At 67.7% G+C, this 23613-nt stretch carries 19 protein-coding genes; 14 read left to right on the forward strand and 5 right to left on the reverse strand.

Features of this window, described 5'->3' with window-relative positions; all coding sequences use genetic code 11:
* The first annotated feature begins 289 nt into the window (after nucleotides 1-289).
* Together FCI23_RS00870 and FCI23_RS00875 are read left to right on the forward strand one after the other, a co-directional pair.
* Nucleotides 290-718 (forward strand): DUF2267 domain-containing protein, encoded by a 429-nt coding sequence (locus tag FCI23_RS00870; protein ID WP_136721700.1) that lies wholly within the window; start codon nucleotides 290-292, stop codon nucleotides 716-718.
* Nucleotides 719-878: 160 nt separating this feature from the next.
* Nucleotides 879-1853: an aldo/keto reductase gene (locus FCI23_RS00875; protein WP_136721467.1), complete on the forward strand. Its 975-nt coding sequence runs from the start codon at nucleotides 879-881 to the stop codon at nucleotides 1851-1853.
* 380 nt (nucleotides 1854-2233) lie between these two features.
* Here FCI23_RS00875 and FCI23_RS00880 read toward each other — a convergent pair whose 3' ends face one another.
* Complete coding sequence (locus FCI23_RS00880; RefSeq protein WP_136721468.1) at nucleotides 2234-2611, reverse strand: DUF2267 domain-containing protein; 378 nt, start codon at nucleotides 2609-2611, stop codon at nucleotides 2234-2236.
* Between the two features lie 535 nt (nucleotides 2612-3146).
* Here FCI23_RS00880 and FCI23_RS00885 point away from each other — a divergent pair.
* Entirely contained in the window at nucleotides 3147-3767 is a 621-nt protein-coding gene (locus tag FCI23_RS00885; protein ID WP_136721469.1) for a TetR/AcrR family transcriptional regulator, read from the forward strand.
* Between the two features lie 127 nt (nucleotides 3768-3894).
* Nucleotides 3895-4896, forward strand: coding sequence for an NADP-dependent oxidoreductase (locus tag FCI23_RS00890; protein WP_136721470.1), 1002 nt, complete (start codon nucleotides 3895-3897; stop codon nucleotides 4894-4896).
* Nucleotides 4897-4945: 49 nt separating this feature from the next.
* Here the strand turns inward: FCI23_RS00890 and FCI23_RS00895 are convergent, their stop codons facing one another.
* Nucleotides 4946-5260, reverse strand: coding sequence for a YrrC family ATP-dependent DNA helicase (locus FCI23_RS00895; protein WP_136721471.1), 315 nt, complete (start codon nucleotides 5258-5260; stop codon nucleotides 4946-4948).
* 893 nt (nucleotides 5261-6153) lie between these two features.
* On the opposite strand from FCI23_RS00895, the gene FCI23_RS00900 reads away from it, so the two are divergent.
* The 8 genes from FCI23_RS00900 (at nucleotide 6154) to FCI23_RS00940 (ending at nucleotide 19124) form a co-directional block, all read left to right on the forward strand.
* Nucleotides 6154-10215 carry a beta strand repeat-containing protein gene (locus FCI23_RS00900; RefSeq protein ID WP_136721472.1) on the forward strand — a complete coding sequence of 1354 codons (4062 nt, stop codon included), beginning with the start codon at nucleotides 6154-6156 and terminating at the stop codon, nucleotides 10213-10215.
* A 157-nt stretch (nucleotides 10216-10372) separates the two neighbouring features.
* Nucleotides 10373-11629 (forward strand): glycosyltransferase, encoded by a 1257-nt coding sequence (locus FCI23_RS00905; RefSeq protein ID WP_136721473.1) that lies wholly within the window; start codon nucleotides 10373-10375, stop codon nucleotides 11627-11629.
* 55 nt (nucleotides 11630-11684) lie between these two features.
* Complete coding sequence (locus tag FCI23_RS00910; protein ID WP_136721474.1) at nucleotides 11685-13292, forward strand: ArnT family glycosyltransferase; 1608 nt, start codon at nucleotides 11685-11687, stop codon at nucleotides 13290-13292.
* Nucleotides 13289-14842: an ArnT family glycosyltransferase gene (locus tag FCI23_RS00915; protein ID WP_136721475.1), complete on the forward strand. Its 1554-nt coding sequence runs from the start codon at nucleotides 13289-13291 to the stop codon at nucleotides 14840-14842. The genes FCI23_RS00910 and FCI23_RS00915 overlap by 4 nt, the downstream gene beginning before the upstream one ends.
* A gap of 198 nt (nucleotides 14843-15040) precedes the next feature.
* Nucleotides 15041-16219 carry a glycosyltransferase gene (locus FCI23_RS00920; RefSeq protein ID WP_246143194.1) on the forward strand — a complete coding sequence of 393 codons (1179 nt, stop codon included), beginning with the start codon at nucleotides 15041-15043 and terminating at the stop codon, nucleotides 16217-16219.
* Nucleotides 16220-17027: 808 nt separating this feature from the next.
* On the forward strand, nucleotides 17028-17252 hold the full coding sequence (locus FCI23_RS00930; protein ID WP_136721477.1) for a hypothetical protein: 225 nt from the start codon (nucleotides 17028-17030) through the stop codon (nucleotides 17250-17252).
* Complete coding sequence (locus FCI23_RS00935; RefSeq protein ID WP_136721478.1) at nucleotides 17249-17659, forward strand: type II toxin-antitoxin system VapC family toxin; 411 nt, start codon at nucleotides 17249-17251, stop codon at nucleotides 17657-17659. The genes FCI23_RS00930 and FCI23_RS00935 overlap by 4 nt, the downstream gene beginning before the upstream one ends.
* 745 nt (nucleotides 17660-18404) lie before the next feature.
* Nucleotides 18405-19124: a response regulator gene (locus FCI23_RS00940; protein ID WP_169316648.1), complete on the forward strand. Its 720-nt coding sequence runs from the start codon at nucleotides 18405-18407 to the stop codon at nucleotides 19122-19124.
* Nucleotides 19125-19127: 3 nt separating this feature from the next.
* On the opposite strand, the gene FCI23_RS00945 is transcribed toward FCI23_RS00940, so the two are convergent.
* Genes FCI23_RS00945 through FCI23_RS00955 form a run of 3 tightly spaced genes read right to left on the reverse strand, consistent with a single transcriptional unit; the run spans nucleotide 19128 to nucleotide 21575 of the window.
* On the reverse strand, nucleotides 19128-20180 hold the full coding sequence (locus FCI23_RS00945; RefSeq protein ID WP_246143195.1) for a DMT family transporter: 1053 nt from the start codon (nucleotides 20178-20180) through the stop codon (nucleotides 19128-19130).
* Between the two features lie 56 nt (nucleotides 20181-20236).
* Nucleotides 20237-20752, reverse strand: a complete 516-nt coding sequence (locus FCI23_RS00950; RefSeq protein ID WP_136721480.1) for a MarR family winged helix-turn-helix transcriptional regulator — start codon at nucleotides 20750-20752, stop codon at nucleotides 20237-20239.
* Between the two features lie 31 nt (nucleotides 20753-20783).
* On the reverse strand, nucleotides 20784-21575 hold the full coding sequence (locus FCI23_RS00955; protein WP_136721703.1) for a sulfotransferase-like domain-containing protein: 792 nt from the start codon (nucleotides 21573-21575) through the stop codon (nucleotides 20784-20786).
* 355 nt (nucleotides 21576-21930) lie between these two features.
* On the opposite strand from FCI23_RS00955, the gene FCI23_RS00960 reads away from it, so the two are divergent.
* Together FCI23_RS00960 and FCI23_RS00965 are read left to right on the forward strand one after the other, a co-directional pair.
* On the forward strand, nucleotides 21931-22536 hold the full coding sequence (locus FCI23_RS00960; RefSeq protein WP_136721704.1) for a hypothetical protein: 606 nt from the start codon (nucleotides 21931-21933) through the stop codon (nucleotides 22534-22536).
* Nucleotides 22526-23563: a BtrH N-terminal domain-containing protein gene (locus FCI23_RS00965; RefSeq protein ID WP_136721481.1), complete on the forward strand. Its 1038-nt coding sequence runs from the start codon at nucleotides 22526-22528 to the stop codon at nucleotides 23561-23563. The genes FCI23_RS00960 and FCI23_RS00965 overlap by 11 nt, the downstream gene beginning before the upstream one ends.
* Nucleotides 23564-23613 lie beyond the last annotated feature (50 nt).

Below are 23613 nucleotides of genomic sequence, written 5' to 3' on the forward strand. Positions count from 1 at the left end.
GCGACTGGGCGAAAAATACCTGGTGTCTCGTTCGGTCTCGCTCCCCAGGCTGCGGAGGCGTCGCGCTCGGTGCGCCTGGAGCGGGCGATCGGCGTCATCTACCGGCCCAGACCGGACGGCGGAACCACTACGTCGGTGCGCGAGTGGCGGATCAGTTCGACGCTGTCATCCACATTGATTGAGACGCGGGCCGTCGAGCCGTGAGCGTGGGGCCGACTGGGAACGGGAACGGGGCGAATTGCCGGAGACCTATCCCTTTTGCTGTGTGAGCCTGGAAAGGAGTGATCCGATGGTTGAAACCGGCTTCTCATCCTTCAGCACCACCGTGGACAAGACCAACAGGATTCTCCACGAGATCGAAGATGCCTTTGGTTGGCCCAAGGAACGGCGCAACTTGTCCTACGGCGCCCTGCGCACCACTCTGCACGCCCTCCGTGACCGCCTCACGGTCGAGGAAGCCGCTCATTTCGGCGCACAGCTACCCATGCTCGTGCGTGGGATCTACTACGACGGCTGGGACCCGAGCCGAGTTCCCGTGAAGATGGGCAGGGACGAGTTCCTCTCCCGGGTGCGGTCGGAATTCCCGCAGCCACTCGAAGACGGCGTGGAGAAGCTGGTCCGCACCACCCTCGAGATACTCAAAGGCCATGTCACCGAGGGGGAATGGCGGGACATCAGGTCTGTGCTACCCAAGGACTTGCAGAAGCTTCTGCCGTAGCAGGGTGCCTATGCGCCCGATTCGTCGTGCGGGATCGAGGCCGGGAGGCGGCCCGTTCGCCGATCGCCCTCGGCGCGCTCATCCTCTGATCGGTCGTAGGCTCCCCCTTGCGGCCGGAAGAGAAGCACGTCTGAAATGGCCAACGAAAGGATTGAGGCACATGCGGACCACCACTTTGGGCATGACCGGCCTGCGAGTCTCCCGCATCGCCTTCGGTACCTGGCAGCTTGGCGGGGATTGGGGCACCTTCGACGAACAGCAGGCCGTCGCGGCGATCCGCCGGGCACGTGAGCGGGAGGTCAACCTCTTCGACACGGCGCAGGCCTATGGTTTCGGCAAGGCGGAGCGGCTGCTCGGTCAGGCCCTGCGCGAGGAGCTCGACAGGCACCGGGAGGCGCTGGTGATCGCCACCAAGGGCGGGCTGCGCAAGACCGACTCAGGGGTCGCACGAGATGCCAGCCCCGAATGGCTGCGCAGCGGCGTGGACTCCAGCCTGCGGGCGCTGGGAGTCGACTACATCGACCTGTACCAGGTGCACTGGCCGGACCCGAAGGTCCCCATGGCCGAGACCGCGGGTGCGTTGCGGGAACTGGTCGAGGCGGGCAAGATCCGCCATGTCGGTGTGTCCAACTTCGACGTCGAGCAGATGGAGGAGTTCTCCAAGACCCTGCCGGTGGAGACACTTCAGCCGCCGTACCACCTGTTCCGCCGCGAGATCGAGGAGGACATCCTCCCGTACACGCGCCGGCACAACATCGGCGTGCTGGTCTACGGGCCACTCGCGCACGGCCTTCTGACCGGAGCGCTCACCGAGGACACCACGTTCCCGCCCGGCGACTGGCGCAGCAAGAGCCCCCTTTTCCGCGGTGAGACGTTCCGCCGCAACCTCGCCGTCGTCCGCGAGTTGGAGGAATTCGCCGAGGGCCGGGGGATCACGGTCAGCCAGTTGGCCATCGCATGGACACTGGCGAACCCGGCCGTGCACGTGGCCATCGTCGGCGCCCGGCAAACCCGCCATGTCGACGAAAGTCTCGCTGCCGCGGACATCTCGCTCAGCGAGACGGACCTGGCCGAGATCGACAAGATCATGGCTGCCGCCACGCCGGTGACCGGCCCATCGCCGGAGACCGTGTGACGGCTCAATCCACGGTGCTGCTCAGTGGGCGCGGGCGCACCCACTCGGTGAAGCCGAGTGGGTGCGCCCGCGGCTTGCTTCAAGGCCATCTCCGCCGCCAGGCGCTGCGTGCCGGTGTGCGCGGTCCAGAACGGGTCGGCGTGTACCCGGGTCATGGCAGAGGGAAGGCGGGAGCGTCCTGGGTGTCGGCCATGACCGGGATCGTACGCGTGTGCCAGCCGGTCGCAGCATGGTGCTCGCCGGGGCTACCGCTTGCGCAGCTGTTCGGCCCACTTCTGCAGCGGCCCGGCGAGGTCGAGATTCGTCCCCCGGAGTGGTGGTCGCATTGATCATGGGTGAGCCGACGCCTGGGCGAGCGCGGCGAGCGCGGGTTGGCCAGGTCAGGACGAGGACCCGGCGAGTTCCCTGATCTCCTGCGGCAGTTGCGACATGACATCCCGGAACTCACCGCTGCTGACAGCGTCCCGGAGGGTGGTCAGCTCCGCCTGCAGGCCTTTCCGTGCTTCCTCCGGGCTGACGTCGGCGCGTGCGCTCACCCTGTTGATGAACTCTTCGAGCCCGAATCGTCGGGCTTCCGGAGTCGGTGAGATGAGGTGCCGCTTCAGCGGCTTGGGCAGCTCGGATGCGAGATCCTCGACCTCACCCTTGGTCAGCCGTTCTGCCAGGGTTTCCAAGGTCGCGCGGGTCAGGTCCTTCCCCTTCTCGCGGGGGACACCGGCGCGCTGGGACACGGTGTCGATGAACGTCTCATAATCCATGACAGACCTTCCTTTCCTGTTCGACCCCGCCCCCGCACCCGGCTGAACAGGCGGGGAAATGGGCCGGCGGCGGCAGCGGGACCGGTGATGGCGAAGGACGAGACTGTGCGTTACGACCAGCCCGAATCCGCTTTTCTGCGCGTACATCCGAACCCGAATCGGGCGGTGAATTCGCGGGCGGAAGCTCTGGGACTTCGACGGCGAGGCGGCTGTGCACCTCGTTGAACTGCTGCGATTCGATGCCACCGCGATCCTCCTCACCAGTGTAGCAATTGAGTGCCGCCTGCCAGGTGCCGGTGCGATGTGTCCATCGCGGTCCCTCGTTTAGGCTAATGGAGGTCGCTGACCAGGATGTTTCCGCCGCAGGTCGCGGCCGCAGCACCTCCCGGTGTTCGCCGCCGACAGCTTGTTTTTTACTCCTCCATGGCCGTCCGCAGCCCGTCATCGGGGCCGGCGGGTGGTACCGGGGTGCGAGTCTGTCGTGGCTAACATCGGATGAGCGATGTAAGCGGCGTCATCTTTTGCAAGGTGTCTCATGTCGAAGTCGAGCGGCCCGTACCACCACGGCGATCTCCGCGTCGCGTGCCTGCGGGCAGCACGGGAGCTACTGGAGCAGGACGGCGGCGCCGGGCTTTCGCTGCGCGCCGTGGCCCGGCGCGCCGGGGTCTCGCCCACGGCTCCGTATCGTCATTTCGCCAGCCGCGAGACGCTGGTCTCCGCGGTCGCGGCGGAGGGGTACCGCGAGCTTGCCGGGCGCCTGGCCGAGGCTCACCCCGCACCCCTGACGCCCGCCGACCTCGCCACCGTCGCCGTGGCCTACGTGCAGTTCGCACTCGCGCACCCGGCCCTGTTCCGAGTGATGTTCTCGGAGCCCTGCGACCCAGGTGACGACGGACGGGTTGCCGCGACCGCCGCCGTCTCCGCGTACGTCGACGCCCTCGTCCGGCGCGCCTTCCCGGACACCGGCACCGATGTCGAGGCACTGTCCACCGCGGTCTGGGCCCTGGTTCACGGCCTTGCATTCCTGTACCTCGACGGCAAACTCGACGCCTCGACCCAGGAGGCGGTCGCCGACCGGGTCCGCGCCGCCGTCCACGCTGTTTCCGGGGTGACATCACAGAGGGCGGGCACTCCGTCGCACAAGCCCCGGCAGTAGCGGGCAGCGACTCTCGGACGATTCCGCGAAGCGGATTCACAGCGGACGACAACCCGCGACACGCGTTGTCTGAATTATGAATGTTTTTACCCATATCAAACATCGACGGTGAAGGTAGGAACCTGACATGCAGGCATACGTGATGACCCGATACGGGGACGCGGGCGCGATGGAAGTGCGGGATGTCCCTGAGCCGGTGGCACGCGACGGCGAGGTACTCATCCGGGTACGGGCTGCGGGGCTGAACCCGATTGACTACAAGATTCGTGAAGGCAAGATGCGGTTGGTGAACCGCCTCGACCTGCCCCAGGTGGCGGGCAGTGAGCTGTCCGGTGTGGTCGAGGGGGTCGGCGCCGGCGTCACCCGTTTCGCGGTCGGAGACCGGGTGTTCGCCAGGGTGGACAAGAAGAAGCTGGGCGCCTATGCCGCCTACGCTGTCGTTCACGAGACCATGGTGGCGAAGATGCCGGAGTCGCTGGACTTCGCCGATGCGGCCGGGCTGCCGCTGGCCGGGTTGACCGCACTGCAGGCGCTGCGCGACGAGCTGGGCGTCGCTACGGGCGACCGGGTGTTCATTTCCGGCGGAGCCGGGGGCGTCGGCACCCTCGCCATCCAGCTGGCTGTCTGGATGGGGGCGGAGGTGGCTACCACCGCGTCACCCCGCGGCGAGGAACTGGTGCGGTCTCTCGGGGCCACGACGGTCATCAACTACCAGAAGCAGAAGTTCAAAGACGTCTTGAGCGATTACGACGGTGCGTTCGACCTGACCGGCGGGCAGGACCTGCCGGACAGCTTCGCCATCCTCAAGCGGGGAGCCAAAACGGTCTCCATCGGAGGAGTTCCCGTGCCGGCCAACGCTCGCGTGGACCTGGACGCGGGCCCGGTGGTGGCCGCCGCGCTGCGGGTAGCGAGCGCCAGGATCCGCCGCCAGGCCCGGCAAAGGGGAGTCGGCTACCGGTACATGTTCATGCATCCCAGCGGAGAGGACCTCAACCTGCTGGCCGGCTTGGTCGACAAGGGCACGCTGAAGGCGGTGACCGACCGAGTCTTCCCGTTCGAGCAGATCGCCGAGGGCTTCGCCTACCTCGAGCAGGGCCGCGCCAAGGGCAAGGTCGTCGTCCAGATGTGAGCCGCACTCCCCGGCTTTCGCGGGAGGTCATCCGGGCCAGCGACACATCTCAAACGCGCCCTTGCCCCACGCTCGCCCAGCCAGCTAGGCGGATCGCCCGCTCGTCGGCCGGCACCGTACGCTCACAGCGCTCGGCTCTGAACTGTCGTCCGTAGCACGGATGGTGGGCCCACGAACCGCACAAGCGCAGGCTCTCTCCCGGCTTGACCCCGAAGAGCGCCTTGCCGACCGCGGTGACGCTCTCCCCACCGTCCCCCGTGGACGTCAGCCGAAGCACCGTGCGCTCGTCGTAACTGACTTGCAGCAGGTGATCGACCACGCCCTCAATCACGTCGTCGACGTCCAGCGGAACGTGATGGGCCACGTGCTTGTCTCCCAAGGCCAGGGCCGGTACGGCGCCGGATCACGCCGTGCTGCGGTGCGGCAAGGCCAGCATGACCTCAGCGCTGCGATTTGTCGCGCAACTGAAAGATGCAGCTCACCGAAACGATGCTCCCAGCGGCCCTGGATGTGGGAGTGGGCCTGGATTCCGCGGGGATGGCCGCGATGCTGCTGGAACCGTTCCGAGTGGAGCTGCTCGTGCGGGAGCACGCGGCCGGGCTGGCTGCGGCTGCCGAACTGTACGGGCGCGGAGTGGACGCGGACCGTCGTCGACGGCTGGTTCGGTTCGAAGCTCTCCCCGTACGGAACCGACCTGTCGCCCCGGCCGCTGCTGCGGTCAGCCAACCAACTCGCTGTCCTGTTCGAGTACTTGCCTATCGTAAACCTGTGTCCTGGCAAGTTATTGGCTCCGGACCGGGGGTAACCCGTCGGACATTTACGAATGATGACATGCAGGTAAAAACTGCGCGATTGGCTTATGTGAAGAGAGTGGGGATGATTTCCTCTCTTCATGTGAACCCGGCAGGGTGCGGCTGTTCTGTGTGACAGGCGCGGTGGGCCTACGGGGGTGCTCGGCATGGCCGGGCGGGGCTTGGGGGTAGGGCATGGCGATACGTGTGCGCTCGCAGACTGCGGGCCGGGGAAGCCTGGACGACAATCACTTCGCCGCGGTGGTCTCCATCACGGAGATGAGCTCTCACCGTTGACGCACGATGGCAGGCGATCAGCCGCGCCATGCTCAGGGACACGAGGTCACGAGGTCACGGAACTGACGGTTCGTCCGGCCGGCCCCAGCACCGCCGGATCACGCCTTGGCTGGGCATCACCTACTCCGCACATCCCTGAACCCAGGCCGATCCAGGGGGTCTACCAAGCATGTCCACAGCCGCCAGACGTCCGATAACCGTGGTGTTCTGCACCGTGCTCGCCATGCTCGCGATGCTCGTCGCGTCGATACAACCCGCTCACGCGGACGTGACGACGGTCTCCCAGGACACGTACCGCACCGGGTGGGACCAGAACGAGCCGGGGCTGGCACCCGCACAGGTCAGCTCTTCGGACTTCGGCCAGCAGTTCTCAACCGCGGTCGACGGGCAGGTCTATGCGCAGCCCGTCGTAGTCGGCAACACGGTGGTCGTCGCGACCGAGACCAACCACGTCTACGGCCTCGACCCGGCGACCGGCGCGATCAAGTGGACGAACACCTACGGCGCCCCGTGGCCCGCATCCGGCGTCACCAAGCCCGGCGCGACCTGGTCCTGCGCCGACCTCTCGCCCTACATCGGGATCACCTCCACCCCCGTCTACGACCCGGCCTCCGGCTATGTGTACATGACCTCCAAGGTGGACGGCGGTCAGTACCACGAGGCGCCGACCTGGCAGATGCACGCGGTGGACCCGGCGACCGGCGCGGAGAGGGCTGGTTTCCCGGTAACCATCGGCGGGTCGCCCTCCAACGACCCCTCCCTGGTCTTCAACCCGGTGGACGAGGGCCAGCGGCCCGGCCTGCTGCTGCAGAACGGAGTCGTCTACGCCGGATTCGGCTCGGTATGCGACCACGGCAACTTCCGCGGCTATGTCGCGGGCGTCTCCACCGCCGGTGTCCAGACCGCCCTTTGGGCCTCCGAGACCGGTTCGACCAACAACGGAGGCGGCATCTGGAACAGCGGTGGCGGCCTGGTCGGAGACAGCTCCGGCCACATCATGTTCGTCACAGGCAATGGTGTCGCCCCGCCCGTCGGGCCCGGTTCCAGCCCGCCCGCCACCATGTCGGAGTCGGTGATCAGCCTGCGCGTCAACGCCAACGGATCGCTGTCCACGACCGACTTCTTCAGCCCCTCCGACGCGGCCTTCCTCGACCAGAACGACCGCGACCTGGGCTCCGGCGGCGTGATGGCGCTGCCGGACGCTTACGGCACTTCGCTGGTGTCGCACCTCGCCGTGACCGAGGGCAAGGACGGACGGATCTTCCTGCTCAACCGGGACAACCTCGGCGGCCACTCCCAGGGCGCCAGCGGCACCGACGCGGTCGTGCAGACCCTCGGCCCGTACCACGGCTGCTACTGTCATCCCGCGTTCTGGGGCGGTGGCGGTGGCTACGTCTACTACTCCAGCAACGGCGGCCCGCTGCAGGCGTTCAAGCTGGGCGCCGACGGCTCCGGGAACCCCGCGCTCGCCCTCGTCGGGCAGGGCGCCATCAACTTCGGCTACCTCACCGAGGGCTCGCCCGTAGTCACCTCCACCGGTACCTCCGCCGGCAGCGCGGTCGTCTGGGTGGAGCGCGCGGCGGACATGTACGGCAACGGCGGCACGCTGCTCGCGTACAACGGCACTCCCAACCCGGACGGTTCGCTGACCCTGCTGTGGTCGGGGCCGATCGGTATCGCGCCCAAGTTCGTCACCCCCGCAACCAACAACGGCCGGGTCTACATCGGCACCCGGGACGGCCACCTGCTGGCCTTCGGCCGGCCCGCCACCTCCGCCCTCACCAGTTCGCCGGTCGCCATCGGCAACGTGAACGTGGGCGCGAGCGGCAGCGGGACCATGACCGTGACCGCCACCAAGGCGCTGAACGTCACTGGCGTCACTTCGGCCGCGCCGTTCGCGGCCACCGTGCCGACGCTGCCGCACGCCATGGCGGCCGGGGACACTCTGTCGATCCCCGTCACGTTCTCACCGACCACGGCGGGCACCGCCAGCGGCATCGTCAACATCGTCACCGACGTCGGCACGGTCGGCTTCTCCGTCACCGGCACGGGGGTCAAACCCGGCCTGTCCGCCGCGCCCTCCTCGGTGACCTTCACCGACCAGCCGACCGGGGTGCCCAACTCGTCCAGCGTCCAGTTCACCAACACCGGCACCACCAACGAGACCGTCACCGCCACCACCACACCTGCAGCGCCGTTCAGCGTCACCGGTGCGCCCGCCGCGGGTACGGTGATCGCGCCCGGTGGCTCCTTCATCGAGTCCGTGACCTACAGCCCGACCACCGCGGGCTCCGCCACTGACACACTGACCGTCACCTCCACCTCGGGCACCGTCACGGTGCCGCTGAGCGGCTCGGCAGTCACCGGACAGGGCCATCTGACCGTCACTCCGTCCACCCTCGCCTTCGGATCCGTTCCCGTGGGTACCGCCTCGCCGCAACTCAGCTTCACCATCACCAATGACGGCAACATCCCGGTGACTCTGAACAAGGCAAAGGCCCCCGTCGGCGTCTTCAGCAGCCCCAACGCCGTGGCGGAGGGCACCGTGCTCGGCCCGGACCAGTCCGTGTCCGTCCCGATCGTCTTCACGCCCTCGACGGCCGGAGCAGCCTCGGACAGCTACGAGATCACCGGAAACACCGGCCAGGGCGCCCTGTACGTGCAGCTGACCGGTACCGGGCTGACCACGCTGCCGGCCCCGCCGACCGGCTGGCAGGCCAACGGGTCGGCCACGCAGACCGCCGGGGCTATCCAGCTCACCGCGGCCACGGCCGGCCAGGCCGGATCCGCCTTCTACGGCACCGCGGTTGCCACCGACGGCCTGACCGCCTCGTTCACCGCGCAGCAGAACGGCGGCACCGGCGGCGACGGCATGACCTACGCCCTGGTCGACTCGACCAAGAGCAGCGCCAACGGCGTCGGCGTCAACGGCGGTGGGCTGGGCTTCTCCGGGCTGCCAGGTCTTGCCGTCGTCCTGTCCTCCACGTGGAGCGGACAGACGGGGATGGGCAACTTCGTCGGCATCGCGGCAGGCCCCGGCAGTGGGAAGGACAACCTGACGTACCTCGCCTGGGCCGCCGTCCCCACCTCGCTGCGTACGGGCACCCACCCGGTCACGGTCTCCGTCGCCGGTGGGCACGTCAAGGTGTCCGTCGACGGGGGGCAACTGCTCGACTACGTCCCTGCCATCGGAGTGATTCCGACCAACGCCTACGTCGGCTTCACCGGATCGACCGGTGCGAGCACCGACGTCCACGCGGTCAGCGGGATCACGATCACCCCGCCCGCCGCCAAGACCGGCCCGCAGCCGCTCACGCCGACTCCGACCGCTGTGGCCTTCGGCTCGGCGACCCTGGGCAGCACCGCCAACCAGTCCGTGGCCCTGGCCAACAACGGCACCGCTGCCGAGACCGTCACGGCCGTCACGTCGCCCAGCGCGCCGTTCGGCGCCACGCTTCCCACCGTCGGCACGACCGTGCCCGTCGGCGGCACGATCACCGTCCCGGTCACCTTCGCGCCCACCCTGACCGGGGCGCAGAACAGCACCTTCGCCGTCGCCACCACCAGCGGGACGGTGACCGTCTCGCTCTCCGGCACGGGCCAGCCGGCGTCGGCAGGCGGGAACCTGCCCGGCTTCACCGATGCGTCCTGGCACCTGAACGGGGTGGCCGCGAACAACGCCGGGGTGGTCTCGTTGACCACGGACGGGATGAAGTCGGCCAAGGGCTCGATCGTCAACAGCATGGCAGTGTCGCCGCTGGGCCTGCACGCGGTGTTCACTGAGCAGATCAGCGGGACGAGCGCCACGCTCGGTGACGGCCTGACCTTCTCACTGCTGGACGCCTCGACCAACGCGACGAGTGCCCTCGGCAACAACGGCAGCGGACTGGGCGCGTCCGGGCTCAATGCCATCGTCACCGGGCTGTGCGTCTTCTCCAACTTCGGGTCCAGCTCCGCGCCGGTGGTCGGGGTCGCCACCGCGACCAGCGGCACCAGCACGTTCACCACGCTGGGCAGAACGACGGCGATCCCCGCCCTGCAAGGGGCCACGCATCAGGTCGACGTCACCGTCACCACGGCGAGCCACCTCGTGGTGCTGATCGACAGCACCCAGGTGCTGGACGTCGCGGTGACCCTGCCGAACAAGGTCCTGGTGGCCTTCACCGCGGGGACGGGAGCCTCCACGGACACCTTCGCGGTCTCGTCTCCCGCTATCAGCTTTACCTCATGACCGGGGGCCGTCCTTGCGTAAGAAATGTGCACCCGTGGGAATGGTCACGCATGTTAATTCCTGAACAAATAGGCGTGAAGTTGCCCCAAAGTGGGCCAAGCGGCCGAAACAATGAGATCGGGAAGCAGCCCAGTCGGGCCGCTTAGGGGGGAATTTCATGATTGACATTTTCATAGCCCTGTGTTCCATCACGCTCTTCGGCATGGCCGCCGTCACGCTCTGGTGGATGCTCCACGCCTGGCGGACGCCGGAGACCCTCGCCTCCACGCGTTTCGGCGACCCCGACGGCGCCGGCGTGCTGTCCTTCTCGCTGCTGGTGCCGGCCCGGCACGAGCAGGAAGTGCTGGAGCACACGGTGCTGCGCCTGCTGGAGTCCACACATCCCGACTACGAGGTCATCGTCATCGTCGGCCACGACGACCCGGATACCGCTGCCGTCGCGCACCGCCTCGCGAACGCGAACCCGGGGCTGGTCTCCGTCGTCACGGACACCCACGAGAAGAAGAACAAGCCCAAGGCGCTCAACTCCGCGCTGCCGCACTGCCGAGGCGACGTCGTCGGAGTCTTCGACGCCGAGGACCAGGTCCATCCGGAGTTGCTCTCCCACGTGGACAGCGCCTTTCGCGGGGCTGACGCGAGCGTCGTCCAGGGTGGCGTCCAGCTGATCAACTTCCACTCCAGCTGGTATAGCCTGCGCAACTGCCTCGAGTACTTCTTCTGGTTCCGCAGCAGGCTGCACCTGCACGCCGCCAAGGGCTTCATCCCGCTCGGCGGGAACACCGTGTTCGTCCGCACCGCGCTGCTGCGCGTCAATGACGGTTGGGACCAGAACTGCCTGGCCGAGGACTGCGACCTGGGCGTACGGCTCTCGAGTCAGGGCGCGAAGATCGTGGTCGCGTACGACTCCGTGCTGGTGACCAGGGAGGAGACCCCGGACTCCATCGTCTCCCTGTTCAAGCAGCGCACCCGGTGGAATCAAGGCTTCCTGCAGGTGTACCGCAAGCAGGACTGGAAGCGCCTGCCCGACCTGAGGCAGCGCATGCTGGCCCGCTACACACTGGTCACCCCGTTCATCCAGGCACTGTCCGGGGTGATGATCCTCAGCGGGATCGCGATCGCCTTCCTTGCGCAGGTGAACGTCGTGTGGGCGATGGTCTCGTTCTCCCCGGTGATCCCGATGGCGGCCACCTCCGCTTTCGAGGTGGTGGGTCTGCACGACTTCGGCAAGCAGTACGAGTTGCGGATCCGCTTCACGCACTACGTAAAGCTGATCATCGGCGGCCCCTTCTACCAGCTCATCCTCGCGGGCGCCGCGCTGCGCGCGGTCTGGCGCGAACTGCGCGGACGCAAGGACTGGGAGCTGACCAAGCACGTCGGCGCACACCTGCTGCGCGATGCCGAGGCCACGTCGTAGCGGCCCACGCCACGCCAGCACCCGCCACACCCAGGACTCCGAGGGGGAGGACGCGATGACGATTGTCATCGAACAGCTTGTCGAGCCAGATCCGAGCAGAGTAGGACCACCGTCCGCACCAGAACCCGGTCGGCTCGGCCGATTCATCCGCGCCCATCGCGACGGCGTGATCGTCGCCGTACTGGTCGTCGCCATCGTCGTCGTCCAGGCGGTGAACATAGGCAACTTCCCCACCGTCAGCGACGACGAGGGGACGTATCTCGCGCAGGCCTGGGCCGTCCAGCACGGTCGCGGGCTCGCCCACTACAGCTACTGGTACGACCATCCGCCGCTCGGCTGGCTCCAGATCGCGATGCTCTCCTGGATCCCGGCACTGTTCGACCACGGCACACAGGTCGTCACACACGCGCGGGTGATCATGCTCCCGGTCACTGCCGTCGCCGCCGCCCTGGTGTACGTGGTGGCCCGCCGCATCGACCTGCCGCGCTGGGCAGCGGCGTTGGCCACGGTCATCTTCGGGCTCTCCCCGCTGTCGGTCACGATGCAGCGCGAGATCTACCTGGACAACTTCGCCGTCGTCTGGATCCTCGCCGCCTTCGTCCTCGCGTTGTCACCACGCCGCCACCTGTGGCACCACGTCGCCGCAGGCCTGTGCGCCGCGACCGCTGTGCTGTCCAAAGAGACGATCATCGCGGTGATACCCGCCCTGATCATGGCGATGTGGCGCGGTACCGACCGGTCCACCCGCAAATTCGCCATAGTCGGCTTCCTGGCGGCGTTCTCGCTGATCGGCCTGCAGTACGTGCTGTACGCGGTGCTGAAGGGCGAGTTGCTGCCGGGCGCCAACCACAACTCGCTGATCGGAGCGATCCAGTACCAGCTCCAGCGCGGCGGCTCCGGCAACATCCTGCGGACCGGTTCGGTCTCCAACATGACCATGCACTGGTGGCTTGTGCGCGACCCGATCCTCGTCTACGCCGGGATCGCCGCGTCGTCTGCCGCGCTGTTCGTCAAGCGCCTGCGCGAGATCGGCGTCGCCGCGGTCATCCTGATGGCGGTGGCCATGCGCCCCAACGGCTACCTGCCCGCGATGTACGTCATCCAGGCGATCCCCTTCTTCGCCCTGGCCATCGCGGGGATCGCCGACACCGCGGTCAAGGGCATACGCACGGTTCCGCTCCCCCGCCGGCTGCCCCGACTGCGGATAGGCCGCCCCAATATCGTCGCCTTCACCGCCGTCATCCTTGCCGGCCTGGTCGCCCCGCAATGGGCGACCGGGGACGCGACCGCCGACACGGCGCTGTCCAACAACAACTACTTCGCGGCATCCGCCTGGATCCGAACGCACATCAAGGACCCGGGGCACACGCGAATCGTGGTCGACGACGCACTCTGGCCCGACATGGTCGGCGCCGGATTCCAACCCGGGCTGGGAGCCATCTGGTTCTACAAGGTCGACCTCGACCCCGCCGTCACCAAGACGCTCCCGCACGGCTGGCGTGACATCAACTACGTCGTCTCCACCTCGATCATCCGGCAGGACCCCAACGGCCTGCCCACCGTACGCGCCGCCATGGCGCATTCCACCGCCGTCGCCACCTTCGGCAGCGGCGACCAGTCGGTCCAGATCCTGCGGGTCAACGGCAACGGGGGTGGCAAGTGACCACAGCAGTCGGCACTCGCACAGAGACGCTAACGCCGCCCCGCGCCGCTCGGCTGCCGCACGGCCTCGTCGGACGGCTGCCGCTCGTCGCGATCCTGATGCTGCAGATCATCCTGGCCTACCGGCTCACCAACACGGCCTTCCAGGACGAGGCGCTCTACGTCTTCGCCGGTCACCGGGAACTGGGCCTGCTCCTGCACGGGACTCCCACCTATGACACCTATGCCAGCTACTTCTCCGGCGCGCCCTTCCTCTACCCGGTGGCGGCCGCTGTCATAGACACCGCTCTGGGGCTCGAGGGCGTCCGTGCTTTCAGCCTCATCCTCATGCTCGGCACCACCGCGCTGATCTGGACGACCGCCCGCCGTCTCTACGACCGGCCGGCCGCCATCGTCGGCGCCGCTCTATTCGCCGTCTCGGCCCCGACCCTGTTCCTCAGCAGGCTCGCCACTTACGATGCCCCGGCGGTGTTCCTGCTGGCCCTCGCGCTGTGGATCGTCGTCCGCACGGCCAGGGCCCCGGTGTTCCTGGTATTGCTCGCCGCGCCGCCCCTAGCCCTCGCGGCAGGGGTGAAGTACGCGTCCGCGCTGTACCTGCCCACCGTGATCGCCGTAGCAGTGCTCAGCGTGCCGACGACGGCCGCCGTGCGGGGCCGGGTGTGGCTGCGCGGCGCGCTGCGGGGACTGCTGCTCCTCGGGGCGGTGAGCGGCCTCATCGCCGCCGGTCTCGCCGCCGCCGGGCCGGGGCTTCGCTCCGGGCTCTCGCAAACCACCCTCAACCGCGCCACGGGCACCGAACCAGTCTCCAACATCCTGCGGATCTCGGCGGTGTGGGGCGGCTGGGTGTTCGTGCTCGCCGTCGTCGGCATCGGCTATGTCGCCGTCCGCTCGGCCGCCTCACGAGGCAGCGCCCCGGCCCTGCTGGCGGCCTCTCTGGCCGCGACGGCGCTGCTCGCGACCATCTACCAGACGCACCTGGGCACCAGCGTGTCCCTGCACAAGCACATCGGCTTCGGGCTGCTCTTTGCGGCTCCGGTCGCCGGAGCGGGCGTAGCGGGCTTCGCCCGCCTCGACCGGCTCCGTACGGCGTCGGGGGCGCTCCCCGGTCTCGTCCTCGGCATCTGCACGCTGCTCGCGTTCTACGCGGACCACGCAGTGCGGCCCATGTACGGCTGGCCGAACTCGACCCCGATGGTCGCCGCGCTGCGCCCGCTCGTCCACAACGGCCACGAGCACTACCTCGTGGAGGAGAACGAGGTACCGCGCTATTACCTGCGCGACCGGACCGAGCCGTACGAATGGCTGACCACGTACTTCTTCCAGCACTCCGACAAGACCGGGAAGGTGCTGACCGGCTTGCCCGCGTACCGGGCGGCGATCACGGAGCACTACTTCGACCTCGTCGTCCTGGACTTCGGGCCGACCGCCCCGCTGGACGCGCAGCTGACCAAGATGCTCAAGGCACCGGGCAGTGGCTACCGGCTGATCGACAAGGTGCCGGGGCAGACCGGCCACGGAACGTCGTATTACTCGATCTGGCAGCGTTCGTAGGCGCGCCATCGGAGCGCACGAAGAAATACGAGCCCTGCCAGACATTATTTCCAAGAGCCTTTATTTCCCCTTTGTCTCTCACAAACAACTGGATTCCCCGGCGCGGTAAAAATCGTGAATACAGCCGGTGGGGAACCATGTGCCAGGAATCACGGAGCCGCAAGTCCGCGTCTTGTTCAACGCCGCCCAGGAGGCATTGTGACCACCACTGGCTCACCGCTCCACGTTTCCGTACCGGACGCCGTCTCCGCGCCGCCGGCGCTCTCGCTGGTCGTACCGACCTTCAACGAGGCAGCGAACATCGACGAGTTGCTGTCACGTATCTGCGCCGCGCTGCCGAAGGACCTGCCCGTCGAAGTGCTCTTCGTCGACGACTCGACCGACAACACGCCCGAAGTCATCGCCGACGCGGCGCTGCGCTGCGCGGTGCCCGTCGCGGTGCACCACAGGGCGGAGGCCAAGGGCGGTCTCGGCGGAGCCGTGGTCGAAGGCATCGCCCGCACCACCGCCCCCTGGGTCGTCGTCATGGACGCCGACCTCCAGCACCCGCCGCAACTGGTGCCCGAGCTGATCGGCTGCGGCGAGCAGAGCGGCGCGGAACTCGTCGTCGCCAGTCGCTACGCCGACGGGGGCAGCCGGGGCGGCCTCGCCGGCACGTATCGCCGGCTGGTGTCAGGCTCCTCCACCGCCCTGGCCAAGGCCGTCTTCCCAAGGGTGCTGCGCGGCATCTCCGACCCCATGAGCGGCTTCTTCGCCATCCGCCGTACGGCCGTCGATCGCGGTCTGCGGGGCGAAGGCCTCCGCCCCCTCGGCTACAAGATCCTGCTCGAGCTGGCGGTGCGCTGCCGCCCCAACGGTATCGCCGAACTGCCCTACGAATTCAGTGAGCGCTTCGCCGGCGAGTCCAAGTCCACCCTCAGAGAGGGCCTGCGCTTCCTGCGCCACCTGGTACTGCTGCGCTGCAGCGACGCCCGCGCGCGGATGGTCGTCTTCGGGCTGATCGGCGCCTCGGGCTTCCTGCCCAACCTCGCATTGCTGTGGCTGCTCATCCATGGCACGGGGATGCACTACGTACCGGCGGAAGTGATCGCCAATCAGGCCGGGTTGTTCTGGAACTTCCTGCTCATGGACTCCCTCGTCTACCAGAACCACCGCCGCCACCGCTCCCGGCCCCTGCGCTTCCTGAACTTCGCCGTCCTCGGCAACGTGGACCTGGTGGCCCGCATCCCGCTGCTGGCACTCCTGGTGACGACGCTGGGGATCGGCCCCGTCACCGCTACCGCGATCAGCCTTGTCCTCGTCTTCGCCCTGCGATACCTGATCGTCGACCGGCTGCTCTACCTCAAGCGGTCGGCGGATCCGGCCCTCGGCAGCTGAGGGCCGCCCGGGGGTGCCGGACCGGTCTGCCGACCGCCACCACCAAGCTCTCCGCCAGGACCTTCGCCTCGGCGGTGGGGCCGTCACAGACGAAGTGACGGCAGACGTACGCCGCCGGGCGGCCGCCGACCAGCGGGCGGCCCGCCAGTCGATGATGTGGGAGTGGTGCAGCCCCTCCCGGCCCAGCGGGCCCCTCGCCGGTCCTGAACCCGCGCCACTCACGGAGCTCGCCCCAGCCCAGGCCCCCGTCCGGCACGCCACATGCCGGCTCACAGCGCCCTGTGGGACTCTGTCGCCCGATTCGGCCGACCTGCCGAAACCGACCGGCGGCTAACGGTGAACGTGCTGGTGAGGCTGATCGAATCGGCTCTCACCGCGGATCGGGCGACAGAGTCCCGCAGCCCGCGGCGACGGGGCCGCGCGCTTCGGCGCGGCGTGTGCCTCCTGCCCGCCGGCCGCCCAGTGCACCACCGCCGCCGGCGGCCGCACCGTTACCGTCAGCCGCCACGAGGAGCGGCTGGCCCGTGCCCGCGCCAACCCCGGATGGCAGGCAGGTCCGGCCCCTGCTCCAGCAACACGGCCACCACGCAGAACCACTGCCCATCCGACCCGTCGACCCCAGCGAACTCGCCGCCTATGTCATGTACGCGACATCAGGCTCGCCCCGGAGAGTTATCCGGCGGCGACCGCCCAGTTTCCACTGCCCGTGGACACGACGTTGCCGTCAGAGGTATAGACCACTCCCTTGCCGCTGGAGCGTCCCGGCGACTCCTGGGATGAGAGCGGTCCCGGACCTTACACTGAGCGCATGACCGTACGCGAGGAAGCACACCGGCTGCTGGACGCGCTGCCGGAGGACAGGCTGCCTGACGCCATAGAGCTGCTGCGCCAATGGGCCGAGGTGGAGCGCGGCGAGCGCCCCCGCCGCCGGTTCCGCACGACTGGCGTCTTCGATGGCGAACCCGACCTTGCGGTGCGCTCGAAGGAGATCGTGCGCGATGCCTGGGCGAGCGAGGGGCCTCGGAGCGCGTGATCGTCATCGACACCGGCCCTGTAGTGGCGACTGCCAACCGCAAGGACGACTACCACCTGCAGAGCGTCGACCTGCTCCAGAACTTCCCCGGCCCGCTCCTGCTGCCCTCCCCACTCCTTGCCGAGATCGGTTACATGCTCTTCAGTCGCGCCGGGGCCAAGGCCGAGGCCGACTTCCCGCGCGACGTGGCGGACGGCGTATATGAGCTGGTCTCGGTCACCCCGTCCGAGGTCAGCCGGGCTGCCGACCTCGTCGAGCAGTACTCCGACCTTCCGCTGGGCACCGCTGACGCCTTCGTCGTCGCAGTTGCCGAGAAGTACCGAGCGGTCAACGTCGCCACCCTGGACCGCCGCCACTTCAGCGTGGTGCGCCCCAGCCACGTGCCCGCCTTCACCCTGCTGCCGTAGGCCCTTCGCCCTGACCGCCCGGGGCGTGCACGGTTCGGCGCGGGGGTGGGCGGGATGTTGGGCCGGTGTCCTGTCCGTGCTGGGGTCGGGCATGATCAGGAGGCCGTGCGCTGGTCGGCAACTCGGTCAGGCTTCTGGCCTGACCGCAAGGTGATCGAGTGGCCTCCTGGTCTTGCTCGACGCGGATCCCAGTGCGGGCAGGTGGCTCAAGATGCCGTCAGCCCCCGCCCCAGCCACCGCGGACCCGTCTCCACTCGCGCCGCTGCCTGGCATCTCAGCCAGGGCGAGCCGCCCGCCGACCTCGGAAGCGAGCAGGCAATAGCGGCCCTGCCGGAGGCGTCACGGCCACCATCTGCGCTGCGGATGATCCTGCGTCAAAGTCGTTGCCGCGCCGCCAGTTTTTCCGCCATGCTTCCTGCGCGGCAAGGCCGGGGTCGGAAAGCGGTTGCGAAGCCGAAAGCGGCCGGCCCCGGGCCCGGCCGCGCGCGACCCGCGACAGCGGGTCGCCTTGACCGCGACCTTGACCGGGACTTTGAAGAGTGTGTGGCACGAAAATATGGGCAGTCGAGCCACTGATGCGCACTCACAGAAATACCTGTCGAGAATTTCTGAAACTCACGTACCCCGAAAAATTTCCTTCATGTCGACGAGGACTTCGAAGACACCGGTGCCCCCCGGTTCAGCGTTCTAGTCATGATTTATGCGCTCTTGCACGGGTATGACGGGGAAGCCGAGTCTTCCGCTCGTGCTCGCGGAGGCCGAGCAGCGAATGACGGCGGAAGAAGAAAAGATGAAGATCCAAGTCCTGGTCTGCGACTCGGTCCCCGTTGTGCGGGACGGACTCAGGTCGGCTCTTGTTTCGGCAGCGGATATGGCCTGTGTTGCCGCGACCGGAAGCGCCGTCGAAGGCCTCATGGTCGCTCGAGAACTCAGTCCCGATGTCGTGATAACCGATCTGAACCTAAAAGGGATGGACGGGATCAGTTTCGTCCGCAAATTGGCCCTGAATGAAACGAAGGAAAACCCGGGGGTGGTCGTATTCACGAACGAGATGACCGATCTGGCCATAAGGGAATTATTACGGCTGGGCGTGTATGGCCTCCTTGAAAAGGAAACCGGAAAGGAGAAACTCCTCGCCTCGATCAGAGCCGCGGCGCGGGGTGAGCTGATGCTCGCGCCGAATGTGATTCACCGGGTGGTCGGGTGGCTCAAGGATTACGATTTCAATCAGAAACCGGAACCCGACCCCCAGGTGAAATCACTCACCCAGCGCGAGAGGGAAATACTGCTGTTGGTGGGCGAGGGCCTGTCCGTCAACGAAATGTCTGTCAAGCTTTTCATCGCCGTTACCACGGTTCGAACCCACATATTTCGGCTGCGGCACAAACTCAATGTGCGAGATCGTGCCCAGATGGTCTCGTTCGCCCATACGTCGGGGCTCATGCGGCAGCTGACCGCCATGTGACGTTCACTGGACGCCGGCCGTGGGGCCGCGCGCCTCGGCATCGGGCACCGTTGTGGCGGTGCCGACGGACGCCTCTTCCGGTGTCGCCTCCCCCGACGAGGTACCCGAGAGTTCGATCAGATACATCGCGGCCACAACGAGGCCGCCGCCGGCGACCGTGGACATGGTCAGGGACTCCCCGCCGAAGACCACCGCGGATATACCGGCGAAGACGGGTTCCATGGTCAGAACCACCGCCGCCTGGGTGGGAGTCACGTGCGCCTGCGCCCAGGTCTGCACCATGTAGGCGAAGGCCGACGCCAGGACCGCGGTGATGAGGACCGCCGTCCACTCGCTCCCGCCCCCGGGGGACCGCAGTCCCGGGCCCTGGAGAAGGGCGCCCACGAAGCACATCGCGGAGACGGTGGCCATCTGGATCACCGTCAGCGCGTAGGGATCCCGGCCCGGGGACCAGCGCCCAAGCGCCACGATGTGCAGGGCGAAGCAGACCGCGCACAGCAGGGTGAGCAGCTCGCCCGAGCCGAAGGCGACGCCGTTCAGGGTCATGAGCGCCAGACCCGAGGCGGCGATCACCACCGCCACCCAGACCAGCGGGCGCAGCCGGGTTCGGAACAGAAGACACGTCAGGAGGGGGGTGAACACGACGAACAGGCCGGTCAGGAATCCCGAGACGGCGGCCGACGTGGTCTGAAGTCCCATGGTCTGCGTGATGTACGCGAGGCCCAGCAGCAAACCGATCGCCGCGCCCCGCCCCGCGACTCCGCGATCCATTCGGCGAAGGGCCTGCGGCCGGAGGATGGCCATCAGCACCCCGGCGATCCCGAACCGCCACATCAGGAAGTCGAACACGGGCAACCGCGCTGTCGCGTCCTTGACGACCACGAAGGTGGCCCCCCAGATCGCCGTGACGATCAGCAGTCCGGCGATGGCGCCCGTCTGCGACCGGTTCAAGCGGGACCGGGCGGCAGAATTCACGGGCAGGGGCGGCGAGTTGGACGGGTGCGGCGAGTTCGGCAGATTCGGCGGGTTCGGCAGATTCGGTGGGTTCGCAGACAAGACGGTTCCTTCCGCTTGCGGATCCTCGCGGGGGCAGGACGGGAACCGGGTACAGGTCAGTGGGTCCGCGTGCCGGCCACCGCATCGACCGGGCACGACTGCCGTGGGCAATCGTCGAGGGCACACATCCGACAGATGCGCTGCCCGTGCGGGACGTCCGTGGTGAGACGCGCGAGCATCTGCTCCAGGAATCCGGTCAGCGTCTTCCTGTCGCCGGGGCCGAGCACGGACAGCGCGTCCCGCAGCAGATCGCTGCGCAGTTCCAGCAGGCGCTTGGCGTCACGTGTTCCCTGCCGGGTGAGGACTACGCGTACCTTGCGCCCGTTCGCACCCGGCTCGCGGCGCGCGTGGCCGTCGCGCTCAAGGCGGTCCACCAGTCGGACCGTCGCGGACTGCGTCAGGCCCAGGGGCGCGGCGAGCTGGTCGATACCGGTTCCCGGTTCCTGAAGCAGGTACGTCATGGCCGCCGACGTGGCTCCTGCGTACCCGGCGAACTCCTCGGCGGCCGAGCGTTGCGCGTCGCCGAGTGCCGTCACGAGGGCGCCCAGCAGGTTTTCGGTACGGTGGACCATGAATCTATAATGCATGACTCATGCATTATAGTCAATCCGTCGGTGACCCGGCCGCCGTGGCGCGGACCGGCAAGCGGTGCCGGAGCAACTCCTCGTAGTACGACACCTGTTGGCGGTGGAGCTCGGCAAGCGGCGGGTGATTGTCCACGGTGAACTCGTACTGACGCGCCGCGCGCTCGAACCCCGCGCTCTCACCGGCGTCCTTGTGCCACTTGGCCGCCTTGAGCCACTCCTCCCGCGTCCCGTTCGACCAGTTCAGCGTGTCGGGCAGGAAGGTGAGTCCGACTCGCGCGCAGTACGCCTCGACGGTTTCTGCGGGCCGGTCGAGCAGTCCGTCGGAGTCGACCACCACCGGAACGGTTCCAGTCGCGGCGCGGACCGTCTCGAACAATTCATACAGCCGCCCGAAGCCGATCTCATCGACCGTGACGTCGGGATTGAGTGCGAAGTGCGAGGCGATGACCTCGGCCGGCTTCCGGATGATGAACGTGTGCTGGACCTCCTTCAGGAAGTGCTGGTCCGCGAGTACGCCGGGGTAATGGAAGTCCGTGGTGTCCTTGAAAAAGACCCGCCGCCCCGGCGAAAACTCGCGTATGGCCTCGATCAGGTCCTTTTCCGTCTCGATCCTGCGGTCCCCCACCTCGGTCGATCCGAAGTCCGAGAGATGGGAGAAGGGTTCATGGAGTGTGACGATATCGTCACGCTCCATCATCATTCGCAGGAAGGCGGTGGAACGCGATCGCGGCGCACTCCAGAGTGCGATGACACGCCGTCCGCCGGCCTCGCTCGTCTCGAAATTCGTCGCGACATTCGTCTCGATCATGTTTCCTCCACGTTTTCTTGGGCCAATTGACGTTAACATCCGGGTGCCCGGCTCCGCCGTCGCGGAGTACCGGATTCCCTCCCCTGTCGCAGCTAGGGTAATTACCGTGCTCACGGCCTGAACTGGGCTTCTTGCCCAACTACCGGTTCAGCGGCCGTCGGGCGTCCCCAAATGTAATAAGTACACGTACACGGCCGTCAGCGGTCCGTTGGTCCGGGCGTGGATCCCGTAGCGAAATCTGGGGGCGCGAAGTAATCGCCTGGGGGGAAGACGCGAGGTGCCCCCAGACGATTGGATCGTAGCAGTGGAATTCCCTTACCGTGAAGGACGTGAAAGGAGAGAGAATTTGACTGCGGTGCCCGGACCACCCGCCGAAGAGTCACAGTACGATCCCGTCGACCTGACACCTTGTTTCAACAACACCGGTATCTCCCCGGCCTCGGACACCGGGCGCGGATCATTCAATGTCTGGGGCAACTCGTTTCCCGCCGAATTCCTGCCCCTCGGCCGGGCACCGGTCACGGTCGACGGCGTCCCGTTCCGGTTCCCCCCGGTCGGCCAGGGAAATGACAATGTGCGCTGCGACGGACAGTTCGTCCCGGTGGAAACCGGGCGCTTCGACTGGCTGCATCTGCTCGCCGCGTCGGAGCGACGCACCGAGGACACGATGAACATGCACTTCGAGGACGGAACCGTCGACCCCGAATGGATACGCGTCTCCGACTTCTGGGCGGCACCCGCGCGGTTCGGCGAGACGAAGGCGTTCGAGACCCCTGTGATGCACTACCCGCATCACGTCCAGCAAGGCGTGAGCGCCCTGCTGTGGGCCCAGCGGGTCCCGGTGACGCGTAGAGCCGATCTCAGGGGCTTTCGCCTGCCGCGCAATGTCGCACTCCACATCTTCGCCGCCACCCTGCAACAGACGGCGGCCGTCGCATCGGAGCACAGTCATGCCCAGTGAACTCGCGACTCAACCGGCCATCGCGGCACCCCCGTTGTGGTACCGGGATCCGATCAGCTGTCTCCAGGCCACGTTCGGGACGGTCCTGGCGCATCACGGCGAGAACCCGCTGTTCGTGCTCGGAGCCGGCTGGGAATTCCTGTACATCCCCGACGACGTCAGGCCAGAGGAGTTCTACTACCCGTGCCGGTACGACGGTGACCTCGGTCGCGGCCTGGCCCCCCACCACTCGCTCAACTCGTCCTGGTGGCGCCCCTCGGACCAGGACGATCCACTGCGCGAACTGCGGCGGGCGCTGTCCGAGCAGCGACTCGTCATCGCCGCCGTGGACAATTTCCACCTGCCCTTCCGGCCGGCGTTCGGCGATGTCCACGCCGCGCACCTGCTGGTCGTCCACGGGCTGGACGAGGAGCTGGGCCTGGTCCATGTGTCCGACGCCATGCCGCCCGCCTTCCAGGGACCCATCCCGGTCGAGGACTTCCTCCGTAGCTGGGGATCGGTCAATCCGGAGGATGAGCAGGACGCGTTCTTCAGCGAATCCCGGATCCAGCAGCGGTGCCTCTCGGTGACGGTGGACGCGCCCTACCCGGACCTGACCCGCGAACGGCTCGCCGGCTGGCTGCGGGCCAACCTGGCGGGCTTCGAGCAGCCGGACACACCGGTCGGCTGGGGCGGCACGGCCGGACTCGACCGCTATACCCGTGAACTGACCTCCCGGGCACGGGCGGGAGAGACCAGTGCGCTGCGGAGCCTCTACACATTCGGCTGGGGGATGCAAGCGCAGGCGGCGCTGCACGGCGAGTTGCTCCGGGACCGCGGGGCCGCCTGGAACTGCCCGGGGCTCGCGGAGGCGGGACGGGCGGTGGAAAGCGTCGCCCACGCGTGGACCGCGCTGCGGATGACCGGAGCACACGGATTCGGCGCCCCCGCCGAGGTCGCGGACGACCTGCGGTGGCACGCGGGAGTACTGCGGGGCCGCTACGCCGAGGCGCTCGCATCCGTCGAACGGGCGGTGGGCGAGCTGTGACCGAACCCCCGGACGCCCCCCGGACCCCGCATCGGAAGCTCGCGCTCACC

Source organism: Actinacidiphila oryziradicis (assembly GCF_005047355.1).
GTDB lineage: Bacteria > Actinomycetota > Actinomycetes > Streptomycetales > Streptomycetaceae > Actinacidiphila > Actinacidiphila oryziradicis.